This window comes from uncultured Lactobacillus sp., from assembly GCF_948948975.1.
GTDB lineage: Bacteria > Bacillota > Bacilli > Lactobacillales > Lactobacillaceae > Lactobacillus.
The window spans coordinates 65,549-77,813 of sequence record NZ_CARBVX010000005.1; the positions used below are offsets into that span (position 1 = coordinate 65,549).

14 protein-coding genes are annotated in these 12,265 nt (G+C 34.5%); 1 reads left to right on the forward strand and 13 read right to left on the reverse strand.

Going from position 1 to position 12,265, the window contains the following annotated elements:
• From murD to Q9R40_RS03470, 7 genes are all read right to left on the reverse strand, one after another.
• Entirely contained in the window at positions 1–1,383 is a 1,383-nt protein-coding gene (murD, locus tag Q9R40_RS03440) for a UDP-N-acetylmuramoyl-L-alanine--D-glutamate ligase (RefSeq protein WP_304676381.1), read from the reverse strand.
• Positions 1,384–1,390: 7 nt separating this feature from the next.
• Complete coding sequence (gene mraY / locus Q9R40_RS03445) at positions 1,391–2,350, reverse strand: phospho-N-acetylmuramoyl-pentapeptide-transferase (protein WP_163588755.1); 960 nt, start codon at positions 2,348–2,350, stop codon at positions 1,391–1,393.
• Between the two features lie 24 nt (positions 2,351–2,374).
• The gene (locus Q9R40_RS03450; RefSeq protein WP_304676382.1) at positions 2,375–4,525 is read right to left on the reverse strand and encodes a penicillin-binding protein; all 2,151 of its coding nucleotides are present in this window, start codon (positions 4,523–4,525) and stop codon (positions 2,375–2,377) included.
• The gene (gene ftsL, locus Q9R40_RS03455; protein WP_061400787.1) at positions 4,525–4,887 is read right to left on the reverse strand and encodes a cell division protein FtsL; all 363 of its coding nucleotides are present in this window, start codon (positions 4,885–4,887) and stop codon (positions 4,525–4,527) included. Before ftsL ends, Q9R40_RS03450 begins: the two co-directional genes overlap by 1 nt.
• 28 nt (positions 4,888–4,915) lie before the next feature.
• Entirely contained in the window at positions 4,916–5,863 is a 948-nt protein-coding gene (gene rsmH / locus Q9R40_RS03460; protein WP_304676391.1) for a 16S rRNA (cytosine(1402)-N(4))-methyltransferase RsmH, read from the reverse strand.
• A 4-nt stretch (positions 5,864–5,867) separates the two neighbouring features.
• Complete coding sequence (gene mraZ, locus Q9R40_RS03465) at positions 5,868–6,299, reverse strand: division/cell wall cluster transcriptional repressor MraZ (RefSeq protein ID WP_011161838.1); 432 nt, start codon at positions 6,297–6,299, stop codon at positions 5,868–5,870.
• A gap of 181 nt (positions 6,300–6,480) precedes the next feature.
• The gene (locus Q9R40_RS03470; protein WP_297939627.1) at positions 6,481–6,816 is read right to left on the reverse strand and encodes a DUF3397 domain-containing protein; all 336 of its coding nucleotides are present in this window, start codon (positions 6,814–6,816) and stop codon (positions 6,481–6,483) included.
• Between the two features lie 97 nt (positions 6,817–6,913).
• Here Q9R40_RS03470 and Q9R40_RS03475 point away from each other — a divergent pair, with 97 nt between their 5' ends.
• Positions 6,914–7,042, forward strand: a complete 129-nt coding sequence (locus Q9R40_RS03475) for a DUF4044 domain-containing protein (protein WP_297939630.1) — start codon at positions 6,914–6,916, stop codon at positions 7,040–7,042.
• A 48-nt stretch (positions 7,043–7,090) separates the two neighbouring features.
• On the opposite strand, the gene mreD is transcribed toward Q9R40_RS03475, so the two are convergent.
• The 6 genes from mreD to Q9R40_RS03505 all read right to left on the reverse strand — a co-directional run bounded on the left by mreD (position 7,091) and on the right by Q9R40_RS03505 (position 12,264).
• Positions 7,091–7,624 carry a rod shape-determining protein MreD gene (mreD, locus tag Q9R40_RS03480; RefSeq protein WP_300592086.1) on the reverse strand — a complete coding sequence of 178 codons (534 nt, stop codon included), beginning with the start codon at positions 7,622–7,624 and terminating at the stop codon, positions 7,091–7,093.
• Complete coding sequence (gene mreC / locus Q9R40_RS03485; protein WP_300592084.1) at positions 7,624–8,475, reverse strand: rod shape-determining protein MreC; 852 nt, start codon at positions 8,473–8,475, stop codon at positions 7,624–7,626. The genes mreD and mreC overlap by 1 nt, the downstream gene beginning before the upstream one ends.
• Before the next feature lie 64 nt (positions 8,476–8,539).
• Positions 8,540–9,541 carry a rod shape-determining protein gene (locus Q9R40_RS03490; protein WP_004897587.1) on the reverse strand — a complete coding sequence of 334 codons (1,002 nt, stop codon included), beginning with the start codon at positions 9,539–9,541 and terminating at the stop codon, positions 8,540–8,542.
• A 137-nt stretch (positions 9,542–9,678) separates the two neighbouring features.
• On the reverse strand, positions 9,679–10,290 hold the full coding sequence (locus tag Q9R40_RS03495) for a RadC family protein (protein ID WP_300592082.1): 612 nt from the start codon (positions 10,288–10,290) through the stop codon (positions 9,679–9,681).
• 38 nt (positions 10,291–10,328) lie between these two features.
• On the reverse strand, positions 10,329–11,009 hold the full coding sequence (locus Q9R40_RS03500) for an HAD family phosphatase (RefSeq protein WP_304676383.1): 681 nt from the start codon (positions 11,007–11,009) through the stop codon (positions 10,329–10,331).
• Positions 10,999–12,264, reverse strand: coding sequence for a folylpolyglutamate synthase/dihydrofolate synthase family protein (locus Q9R40_RS03505; protein ID WP_304676384.1), 1,266 nt, complete (start codon positions 12,262–12,264; stop codon positions 10,999–11,001). Before Q9R40_RS03505 ends, Q9R40_RS03500 begins: the two co-directional genes overlap by 11 nt.
• Position 12,265: the final 1 nt, after the last annotated feature.

Below are 12,265 nucleotides of genomic sequence, written 5' to 3' on the forward strand. Positions count from 1 at the left end.
TTATTTAGTCTTTAATTCCTTAATAAATTTTACAAAAAAGTCTCCACGTTCTTCAAAAGTGTTAAATTGATCCCAAGATGCACATGCTGGTGAAAACAAAATAACATCACCTGCTTCACTTAATTCATATGCTCGTGGAACAGCTTCTTGTAAAGTGTTAACAATTACGATATCTTTAATACCCGCTTTACGCGCAGCATCAGCCAAAAGATATTTAGTTTCGCCATAAAGTACAATTGATTTTACATGCTTTTTAAATAGTGGAACAAGTGAATCAAACATAAATCCGCGATCTAATCCACCCGCAATCAACACTTCAGGTTCTTTAAATGATGGAATAGCTACAGTAGCAGCTTCAATATTAGTTGATTTTGAATCGTTATAGATCTTACGATCATTATAAGTCATTACATATTGTAAACGGTGAGTCGCACCAGTAAAGGTACTCAATGCATATTGAATATCACTGTCATCTGCACCCATTAATTTAGAAATAGCAATGGCTACTAAACAATTTTGTTGGTTATGAATACCTGGGATCTTGATATCAGTGATTTTCATAATCTGATGATCATCTTTGCTTTCAAGATATTCATCACCAATAAAATAGTCAGCAGTTTTATCTGTTTCTGAAAATGTCTGAACTTTAGCTTTTGTTTTATCAAGCTCTTTTTCTAAAATATCCTTTTGATCAAAGTTAGCAATGAAATAATCATCTTGATCTTGAGATTGAGTAATTCTGAGCTTAGCTTCAACATAATTGCCAAAAGTCTTATGGTAGTCAAGGTGAACATTATTATAAATATCAACAATGGCAGCTACTTTAGGCTTAATATCAGTTACACCAAGTAATTGGAAGCTAGACATTTCTACTACTAGAAGATCTTTAGGGGTCGCTTTTTCAACAACTTCTGAAATTGGAACTCCGATATTACCAACTGCATAGGCATGCCCACCATTTTTGGATAAATGATGATCCATAATTCTTTGGGTAAGCATAACCGTAGTCGTCTTTCCGTTTGAGCCAGTAACACAAACATATGGTGCTTCACTGACATTAAGTGCAATTTCAGGTTCGGTAATAACTGGAATATCTAACTTCTCTGCCTTCTCTACCATTGGATTTTCATAAGGAATTCCGGGGTTTTTAACAAGATAATCAAATTTTTCCTCATCAAAAATCTCTACTGGATGGTATCCAGAAATGACTCTAACTCCTAACTTGTCTAATTCAGCAGCACGATCATCGTTAGACAAATCTTTTTTATCATTTAAAGTCAGCTTAGCGCCAAGCTTTAAAAGAAGCTTAGCAACAGAAAAACCACTTTTTCCTAAGCCTAAAATCAAAATATTTTTATTTTCGTATGTTTTAATTTTTTTCATTTTAAAATTAACCCCAGATAATTAAATAAATAATACTTCCAATTAAACCAACAATCCAAAATACAATGTCAACCTTCCATTCAGACCAGCCAAGCATTTCGAAATGGTGATGGATTGGTGTCATCTTGAAAATTCGCTTTCCAGTAGTTTGGAAGGAAATAACTTGTAAGATCACACTTAAAGTTTCTAATACAAAAACAATTCCAATTAACAGCAATGACCATGGACGATGAAGGAAAATCGACACAGTAGCTAAGCCTCCACCTAAAGCTAATGAACCTGCATCTCCCATGAAAATTTTAGCTGGCTTATGGTTGAAAATGAAGAAACCTACTAAACCACCAATTACACTGAGAGTAAATACAACAATAACCCAATTTTTTTCTTGGTAAGCTATCCAAGCATAAGTAGCATAAGCAATAATTGATAACCCAGTTGCTAATCCATCTAAGCCATCAGATAGGTTAACTGCGTTAGAAAAACCGACCAACCAGAAAAGAACAAACAAACTAAATAAGAAAGAATTTTTTACCATTCCTGCAAAAGGAATATATAATTCAAACGCAAAATGATCACTAAATGCTAGTGCAATAATTAAAGCTGCAATAATAATTTGTCCTAATAGTTTTTGCCATGCTTTCAAGCCTAAGTTGCGTTTAAAATATAGTTTAATTCCATCATCTAAAAAGCCAATAATTCCGTATCCTAAGAAAGCAATAATTAAAATCCATGCAGTCTTATTTAAATCTTTTTGCCAAATTAACACCCATAAGGTAGAAATAACACCGGCAAGCATAAAGACTACGCCACCCATAGTTGGTGTACCCGATTTTTTCTCATGCCACTTAGGGCCTTCATCTCTAATAACTTGTCCTTCATGTTTCATTCGCATGAAACCAATAAACAACGGTAAGAAGATAACCGTAAGAGCAAAGCTGCTAATGAACGGTATCAAAGAAAACTGCATTTTGTATTACTCCTTTAACTTTTACTATTTTAAGTTTACTGATAGCTTACTATTCTTATCAATTACTTTACCAGCCGGAATAGACTGTTTAGTAACTTGTCCTTTTCCATTAATCGTAATTGGAATATCAGTTGTCGTCATAAAGCTATTAACTTCATCTTCACTCCAGCCGACCATATTTGGACATGTAACTTGTCCTCCGGTAAATAAGAAAATCTTTGTATTAGTATCTTCTTTTACACCGGCTCCTACTGACTGCCGACTAACATTCTTTCCAGTTCCAATCACTTCCACTGAAACTCCTGCATTATTAGCATCTTCTTTTGCTTTTTCAACGCTTTTACCAGTTAAAGCTGGAACGGTTACTTTTTCGTTAACCTTTGCTGAAGAATCAGAAAGTGAAATCAAGCGATTCATAATTGGTTTAAAAATAGAAGAAAGAATTGTTTCAGCTGGTTTGGACATTTTTTGTGGTTGCTTCATGGTTAAATAAACACAATAACGCGGATTATTAGCAGGTGTTACCCCAACTACTGAGAAAATGTAATTATTATCCCCGGTCAAGTATCCACCGTGAGGCCCAGCTATTTGTGCCGTACCTGTTTTTACAGCGATGCTCTTCCCTGGCATTTTATAAGCGCCACCAGTACCGTAAGATGCGTTTACAACGTCTTGCATTCCTTTTAGCACAGTTTTAGCTGTTTTAGCAGAATAAATAGGTGTGCCTACTTTTGTACGATGAAACTTTTCTACTACTTTACCAGATGGTGAAACTATTTTTTCGACAAATTGAGGTTTTACCATCTGGCCATTATTGGCTAAGGCGCTATATGCTTGCATCATTTGCATTGCATTAACGTTAACCCCCTGTCCAAATGCAGTAACAGCCTGATTCAATGGAGTAGAAAAGTTTAAAATACCTGCGGTTTCTCCCGGAAGCGTTACTCCCGTCTTTTTACCAATTCGATATTTATTCAAGTATTCTTTCCAAGTTTTTGCACCCATCTTTTGTTCAAGCTTTACAAAACCAACATTACTTGAACGAGGAAAGGCTTGACTAAATGGAATACTTCCCCAACCACTATTATTCCAGTCATGAATCGTTGAGCCTTGAACGGTCACTGATCCAGACTTATATTGCTCATTAGGATTGTAATGGCCACTTTCAATTGCACTTGAATAAGTTAAAACTTTGAAAACAGATCCTGGTTCATAGGAATCCTGCACTAAAATATTTCGCCATGACGTATCTAATCCCTTTTTAGTTTGCGGATTAAAAGTAGGACGCTGAGAAGCTGCCAAAATTTTACCAGTTTTAATATCTTCTACAACTGCTGTTAAAGCTTTCGGCTTATATTTATCTTGAACTTGTGACATTAAAACCTCTAAGTAAGTTTGAAGCCGTGAATCAAGTGTCAAGTAAACATTGTCTCCATCTTTTGTAGCACGTGCATTCTTTTGGCTATTAGGTAATTGATAATTTTCTGCATCAACAAAAGCTTCGCGATAACCATCTTTACCTGCCAATTGCTTATCAAAGTATGCTTCAATTCCCATCGTACCAACTAAAGTACTGTTTCCTTGGTTCTTTTGGGGTTGTGCCAAACCAATAATGTGAGAAGCAAAATTTCCATTTGGATAAAGTCTAGATGGAGTTTCGATAAATTTAATTCCTGGCAACTTCATCTCTTCGATTTTTTCCTTTTGAGATAAAGTTAAGCCTGTTCCAGCCGAACCAAATTCAACCTGGAAAGCTTTATGCTTCGGAGTCAAATATGAATATATCTTTTCCTCACTTAAAGGAAGTACTTCAGCCAACTTTTGTGCTGTTTTGCGTTTATTTGTAACATACATTGGCTTATTATGATAATCGATTGAACTCTTATCTAAGATGGCATAGACAGTAAACACATGCGCATCTTCAGCAAGAGTTAACCCATTTTTATCATAAATTGTTCCTCGAGTTGCCTTTAAAACTTCATTTCGCCTATAAATCTGATTTACACGCTTATTTAAGTTTTCGCCAGCAACCTGATTTGAAATCCCTATATATAAAAATCTACCTATAAATACAAGAAAAACCAAAGCCAAGACTAGCTGGAGGATTCTCCCCACCGTAAAGCGGTAGCCGTGGGCTTTGGATCTATTTCTATTTAAGTTATTAAACTTTTTCATTAACGGACATTCCTAATGTTACTCTCAACCAAGTGCAAGCCTTGATCGCGGGCAATTTTATTAATTCTAGTAGTTGACGTTAATTCACCAATCTTCTGACGAAGATCAGTGTTATGACTTTTTTGAGAAATTATTGTTTGCTCAACGTTTGCTAATTTATGTTGAGCACTAGTAGCGGAAATGCTAGCTGAAACCAATAAAATCATTAAACCTAAAGTAATGAGTGAACCTAGAACGACTAAACTTTTTTCAAATGCTGTCCAAGGAACGCTTTTAGGATTAAGAATAATTGCTTTCTTTGGCTGCTCAGTCTGCTGTTGACTTTGTTGATAATTTAAATTTCTTGCTGAGCTATCAGCCATCTTTTTCTCCTTAACTTTTAACTAAAAATTATAATTTCTCTGCAACCCTTAACTTGGCACTGTGTGAGCGATTATTTTCCTCTAATTCATCGCTACTTGCCATGATAGGTTTGCGACTAATCAATCGCAATGTTGGTTTACTGTCAGCCGGTACCATAGGCATTCCCCGTGGTATTTCGACTTCAGAATACTTTTTAAATATCTTTTTGACGATTTTATCTTCATGAGACTGAAAAGTAATTACACTAATTCGACCACCTGGTTTCAATAGCTTAATTGCTTCTTCAAGAGATTCTTGTAATACACCCAATTCATTATTAACTGCAACTCGAATAGCTTGAAAGCTCTTCTTTGCCGGATGTCCTCCACTTCGTCGTGCATACGCTGGAATGGCATCCTTAATCACATCTACTAAATCAAAGGTAGTTACAATCGGCTTCTCTTTTCTTCGATCAACTATTTTTCTAGCAATCTGACGAGAAAACTTTTCATCTCCATACTTATACAAAACGTCACTTAATTCTTTTTGTGACCAAGTGTTTACTACTGTATAAGCATCTAACTCTTGGCTTTGGTCCATCCTCATATCTAATCGAGCATCGAAACGATAAGAAAACCCCCGTTCAGGTTGATCAAACTGTGGAGACGAAACTCCGAGATCGTAATAAATACCATCTATTCCATCTGAAATTCCCAGCTCTACCAGATTTTCTTTCAAATGACAGAAGTTATCATGAACCAACATTAATCGAGGTTCTGCTCCTACTTGTAACTCCTTGGCAAAACTTTCTTTTGCCATAGAAATTGCATACTCATCTTGATCAAATCCAATCACAGTACCCTTATTTAACTTGCTGAGTAGATATCGGGCGTGACCACCACCACCAAAAGTTGCGTCTACATAAAGACCACCATCTTTTGGATTTAAATTGTCTATTGTTTCGTGCAAAAGCACGCTTTTATGCTTGAATTTCATAATTTTATAACTCGATGTCATCCAAGTCTTCTGCGATATCGTCATAGTTTTCGTTGGCTTCCTCTGAGAAATCATTCCAGCGTTCTGCTGACCAAATTTCAATTCTATTGGAAACACCAACAATTACACATTCCTTAATGAGTGCGGCATGCTCTTTCAGTGTCATGGTCAGATTAACACGTCCTTGCTTGTCAAACTCACTCTCCATCGCACCTGAGTAGAAAAGCCGCGTAAACTTACGTGCACTTCTCTTAGTCAGTGGAAGTTTGGCTAACTTAGCCTCAATTTTTTGCCATTCTTCAATTGGATAGCCAAAAATACAGCCTTCCATTCCACGAGTAAATATCATCTTATCACCAATCTCAACTCTAAATTTGGCTGGTATAATTAGCCGGCCCTTGCTGTCGAGATTATGATGATACTCGCCCATGAACATGGTCTAGCCCCCTTTCCAATGAATAATTTACCACACTTCCCCACTTTCTACCACAAGTTTTACACTTTTTATTTAGATATTACGTTATTTTATGATAATTATAATTTCATCTAACAAAAACTGCCCTCATCATCATGATTGAGGACAGTTTAAGGTTTATTAAAAAAGTGGGGAAAGAATTTTATAGTAAAAGTAAAATTAAGAGACCAACGTACCAAACAATAGATGAGGCAGCTAAGTAGTGCCATAACATCCCAAAGGTCTTACCCACTGAAATATTTTTGTTTTTAATTGCCGTATAAATTGAAACAATTACAACTAAAATAAAGTAAAGTAAAAATCCATATGGTAAAAAAGATGGCTGCTTTGTTTCCTGAGTTAACAACTGACAAGCAACAATAAAGAAAAAAGGCAAAATGTCATAACCACTAAATTGAGCCTTAGGAAACAATTTTACTAAAAAAGCAGCAACGACAACTCCACATAAAGGAATTAAAAAGATAAGCAAAAAATTCATGAAAACCCTCCAATAAGTTTATTTTAAACTATTTCAATTAAATATAAAATTACAATTAAAACATGGTACACTAGAATTATTAATTTAGGAGGGACATATGAGAAAACGTAAGAAAAAATCCGGATTTCAAAAGTTAACTATTTTTATGGCCTGGTTTATGGCAGTTATCACCCTTCTCGGGGTAGTAGCTACTGCCTTAATTGGAACTGGTGTCTTTCAATTTTAAAATCTTTTGCATATTAAAAAGAGTCGCTTAATAGCGACTCTTTTTTTGTTAAAAATAATATTCTTTTTTCAAAAATGGATACTCTTCGGCTAGTTTTACCCAAAACCAATAAGTACATAAAACAAGAACAAAGCACCATAATAAATTAGGCAAAATACTACGTGAAAAACTAGCAAAAGATAATTGGATTATGCCTACCATATTAAACATCAAAAATACATAAGCACTTACGCATAAATAAGTAACTAAACAGATCAATAATCTAAACCAAAATACTTCTGGAAGAAAGCGAGCACTTTGCTGAATAATAAAACAGATTAAAGGAAAAGCTACAGTATAAATTCCAATAATTCCTAAATAGTATAAATCCGCAATAAGACCTAATCCTAAACAGAGCCAAATATCAGCATCATTTTTATCATCACATAGAGAAATCAAGGTAATTCCAATAATTGTTAACCAACAACTTCCAGAAAAACCTCGATGAAAGATAAAAGTCTGTAAATTATAGGCTAATACTCCATCCAGAATTAATGCCATGAACAAAGCAATGGCAACATACCATCGACGTAATTCTGCCATTACTCTTCAACCTTCCTTTTAATTACAGATACAATGGATGGATCGTTAAGGTTACCCGCGGGTTGAATTTCTACAACATCCGATAAACCAAATGTATCACGTGTTGTCTTCTTAACTGTTCCTATTAAGAGACCTTTTGGAGATAGACCACCCATTCCACTAGTATAAACTCGGGTTCCTTTCTTCAACTTTTGACCATCAACTACTTGAGTAAATGCTATTTGATTATTTCCAACAACAGAAATTACTCCATGAACCTTTTTTCCATTAGCTGCATCAGCTTCTACAGCAAATTTATTTGTTGATTTATCAGTTGTAGTAATCAATTCAACCTTCGACGTAGTACTGTTTACCTCAACAACCCGACCAATTACACCTTTACCTGCCATAACAGGCATATTCTTTTTAACACCAGCTCTTGAACCTTGATCAATAATTAATAAATCTGACCAAGTATCTGCAGCACGAGAAATTACCGAACCATTAATAACTGTATAGTCGGTCAAAGTTTTCTTTAATTTTAAGGCTTGCTTTAACTGAGTGTTCTCAGCTTCAAGTGAACTATTTCGAGCCTTTGTTTGGGCAAGATTATCGACTTGCTTTTTCAAATGATCGTTTTCAGCTTGAGTATTAAACAGATCTTCTACATTAGCCGCTCCATTAGAAATTAAGTTAATTGGCCAATTAACTACGCGGGTTATTATGGAAACCGTATCATTACCAATTTTTTGAACTAAAAAAGGTGATTGTCTTCTATTACGTAAGCGAACAGAAATAGATAACATACTTAAAACTAAAATAACTAAGACAAAAATTGTCAATAACTTCTTGTTTTTGAGAAATTTTTTCATCTACTACTATCTTCCTAATTTAAAAGTTAATAGAAAAAGACCGGCTTTTACGCCGGCCTCTAAATTAACGTCTCTTACGCATAACTTCAATATTTTTGAGAGATTCACCGGTACCAATTGCAACACAATCAAGTGGATCTTGAGCAATAAAGACTGGAACTTTAGTAGCATCTGAAATAACTTCCGGTAAGTTCTTCAAAAGAGCTCCCCCACCGGTTAATACGATACCATGGTCAATAACATCAGCAGCAATTTCTGGAGATGTTTCTTCCAAAGTTTCTTTAATTGCTACAATTATATTTTGAACTACTTCTTGAATAGCTTTTGCAACATCTTCTGCATTAATATCAATTGACTTTGGTAATCCTGTGACTAAATCACGTCCACGAATATTCATTGATTCAATTTCTTTTGCCTTTTCAACTGAGGCAGAAGCAATTTGAATCTTAATAGTTTCAGCAGTTCTTTCACCAATTAACAAGTTGTAATTTTGATGAATATAAGTTGCAATTGAACTATTAAACTTATCGCCTGCCATTCTAGTAGAACGAGATGAAACAATACCACCTAATGAGATAGTTGCTACATCAGTAGTTCCCCCACCAATATCAACAACCATTGAACCTGTTGGATCCATAACAGGAAGACCGGCACCAATTGCTGCAGCAAATGGTTCTTCAATGACGTATGCTTCACGTGCTCCAGCAACTCTAGCTGCATCAATAACAGCTCTCTTTTCGACTTCAGTTACACCTGATGGTACACAAATCATTGCAGCTGGCTTTGAATTACCAACTGTTTTTTCCATGAAATACTTAAGCATAGCAGCAGTTGTATCGTAATCTGCAATAACTCCATCTTTCATTGGTCGAATAGCTACAATTGATCCAGGGGTTCTACCAATCATTTCTTTGGCTTCGGAACCAACTGCAATAACTTCACCCGTTTGAGTATTCTTAGCAACAACAGAAGGTTCACGTAAAACAATACCCTTACCTTCAATATAAACGAGTGTGTTGGCAGTTCCCAAATCAATCCCAATATTTTTAGATCCTAATCCAAACACGCAAAATCTCTCCTTAAATTTATCTCTTTAATTATTTTAGCCTAAATCGTATCTTTATTTAGTCTTAGATATTATAGCATAGAAACACTGATGTAAAAATTTGCTTTAAGGAAATTTGCCTAATACTTAAGGAAGACTTAAAGAAGTTCAGTCTCTCGAAAGCTCAAATAGGTATTATCAGTCACAATAAAATGATCTAAGAAATCAATTCCCATACATTTACTTGCCTCTGCCAGCTTCTTGGTAAAACGCAAATCATGCTGCGATGGCTGTTCATCCCCGCTAGGATGATTATGCGCCACAAAAAAGGCAGTACTATTATAAATAACAGCCCAACGAAAAATATCTCGCGGATGAGCAACTGCTCTATTTACCGTTCCCTGAAAAATTAATTTTTCAGCAATTATCTTATTTTTCGAATCCAGATAAATCCCATAAAGCTCTTCTTGCGGACGGCCACATAATTTATCTGCAATATAGCATCCTACTTGTGAGCTTGAGTAAAAACTCTCAATTTTCTTATTATTGACACTCTTTACGCGCTCCAATAATAATTGAAGTAAAATTGCTACCTCATCATTGCAACTTGGACTAGCAGCAAATTGCCACAGCTCCTTAAAGCTATGGATTCCTACATTATCTAGCTTTCTAAATAAACTATCAAACGTAATAATATCTTTTTTCTCTAACGATTCAGCTAATTTCTTTATTAAATCAACATCAGTCTGCAATAGTTCTTCTTTTTTCATAAATATCAATTACTCCTTTGATATTTATTACGAAAAAACTATTTAATTTTTTCAAGAAAAGCATAAAAATCTTTGCAAATTAATGTCGCCTTATCTTTATCTAAATTTGTTGGTTGCTTTAAATCTGGAACCATTACGCATTTTAAACCCGCAGCACTGGCCGCTGCAACACCTGTGCTTGAATCTTCAAATACTAGTAAATTCTCTTTAGGTAATTGCATCTTTTTAGCAGCCAACAGATAAATATCTGGTGCTGGCTTAGCTTGAATATTTCCAGATTCAACATCTTTATAACTTAAATAAAAGTCAAAGTAATCTTTTATTTTTAAAACATCCAAATTATGAGCAATTACATTTTCATAATTACTCGATGCAATTGATAATTTGATATTTTTTTCTTTAAATACCGCTAATGCTTCTCGTACTCCTGGTTGAAGTTTAAGTTTACCTTCATCAGTCCATTTCCAGACTAAGTCATCAGTTCTTTTAATAAATTTATCTCGATCCGCTTCCGTCTTGAAATGTTTATGATAAAAAGCTTCCATTTCCTTAACTGAAGAACCAACTAGTTTTAGATAACTATCATCAGGAATATCTAAGTTTACTTCTTTAGCAGCGACGATATTAGCATCCCAATACAACTTTTCGGAATTAACTAATAATCCATCCATATCAAAAATTATGCCTTCAATAGGATCAGCAATATCTTCAACTTTCATCTTTACCTCTTTTGCAGTAATTTAAAACTGCACCAACTAAATAAAAAGATCCTGTCACTAATAGCATATCATCTACTTGCAATTTATTCTTCAAGCTCGTATACGCTTCTTCAAAATTTTCTTCATATTTAAATTTTTCTTGTGCCTCTTTTGGAAAATCTTCTAATCTAGCAGCCCTAGGATAATCAATTCGTGTTAAAGTGACCTTTTCATTCTTAAACAATCTTGTAATTAGGCCTAAGTCTTTATCTTTCATCATTCCAAGTAACACGTAAATTTGTCCTTTTTTCTTCTTTCGAACTAAGTCTAAGAGATTCTCCATTGCTTGTAAATTATGTGCTCCATCCATAATAATTTCAGGACAAGTTTGGATCACATCATATCTACCAGGAATGCGCGTTTCATTAATTGCTTCTTCAATCTTTTTTCTATCTAAATCAAGCTGCAACAATTGAATCGCTTGAACTGCTACCCCAATATCATAAGCTTCTACCAAAGGCCGCAATGCAAAATTATAGATATTCTTTGAATCTTGATATTCAATTACATCGGACATCATTTTTATTTGAAAATCTCTTCCTAATAAAAATGATTTTGAGTTTTTACTTTGTGCCTTATTAAGTAAAATCTCTAATACATCTTGGGGAACATTTCCTAAGACAACAGGTTTATTCAATTTTATTATGCCACTTTTTTCTTGAGCAATATCTTTTAAAGTTGGTCCTATTATTTTTTCATGATCTAATCCAATCGTTGTAATAATACTTACTTCAGGAACAATTACATTTGTCTTATCATGTTCTCCTCCAATTCCTACTTCAATAACTGCATAGTCACAGTGTTCTTGAGCAAAAAATTGAAAGGCTAAAGCCACTTCATATTCAAATGTTACTAGAGAAAAATTTGGATCATCTTTTTTTAGTATCTCTATTGCCGTCTCAATTTCATTAGCGGTTCTAATGAGATCATTATTGCTTATATTTTTACCATTTAACTGCATTCGTTCATTAAATTCATATATATAAGGAGACACAAAAAGGCCAGTCTTTTGACCGGCCTTTTGCAATAGATTACTCAAATAATAGGATGTCGACCCTTTACCATTTGTTCCGGTAACATGAATTGTCTTAACACTATCTTGAGGATTATTTAATTGTTTTAAAATCCTTCGGATATAACTCAGATCATTTTTAGGATGAAGCTTGGGTAAAGAATATATTCTCTTAATTACCTGGTCAACATTAGTAAATTTCACT

Excerpts from the sequence above, each read along its gene's own strand:
- murD (WP_304676381.1), bottom strand. The coding sequence starts at position 1,383 with ATGAAAAAAATTAAAACATACGAAAATAAAAATATTTTGATTTTAGGC.
- mraY (WP_163588755.1), bottom strand. The coding sequence starts at position 2,350 with ATGCAGTTTTCTTTGATACCGTTCATTAGCAGCTTTGCTCTTACGGTT.
- Q9R40_RS03450 (WP_304676382.1), bottom strand. The coding sequence starts at position 4,525 with ATGAAAAAGTTTAATAACTTAAATAGAAATAGATCCAAAGCCCACGGC.
- ftsL (WP_061400787.1), bottom strand. The coding sequence starts at position 4,887 with ATGGCTGATAGCTCAGCAAGAAATTTAAATTATCAACAAAGTCAACAG.
- rsmH (WP_304676391.1), bottom strand. The coding sequence starts at position 5,863 with ATGAAATTCAAGCATAAAAGCGTGCTTTTGCACGAAACAATAGACAAT.
- mraZ (WP_011161838.1), bottom strand. The coding sequence starts at position 6,299 with ATGTTCATGGGCGAGTATCATCATAATCTCGACAGCAAGGGCCGGCTA.
- Q9R40_RS03470 (WP_297939627.1), bottom strand. The coding sequence starts at position 6,816 with ATGAATTTTTTGCTTATCTTTTTAATTCCTTTATGTGGAGTTGTCGTT.
- Q9R40_RS03475 (WP_297939630.1), top strand. The coding sequence starts at position 6,914 with ATGAGAAAACGTAAGAAAAAATCCGGATTTCAAAAGTTAACTATTTTT.
- mreD (WP_300592086.1), bottom strand. The coding sequence starts at position 7,624 with ATGGCAGAATTACGTCGATGGTATGTTGCCATTGCTTTGTTCATGGCA.
- mreC (WP_300592084.1), bottom strand. The coding sequence starts at position 8,475 with ATGAAAAAATTTCTCAAAAACAAGAAGTTATTGACAATTTTTGTCTTA.
- Q9R40_RS03495 (WP_300592082.1), bottom strand. The coding sequence starts at position 10,290 with ATGAAAAAAGAAGAACTATTGCAGACTGATGTTGATTTAATAAAGAAA.
- Q9R40_RS03500 (WP_304676383.1), bottom strand. The coding sequence starts at position 11,009 with ATGAAAGTTGAAGATATTGCTGATCCTATTGAAGGCATAATTTTTGAT.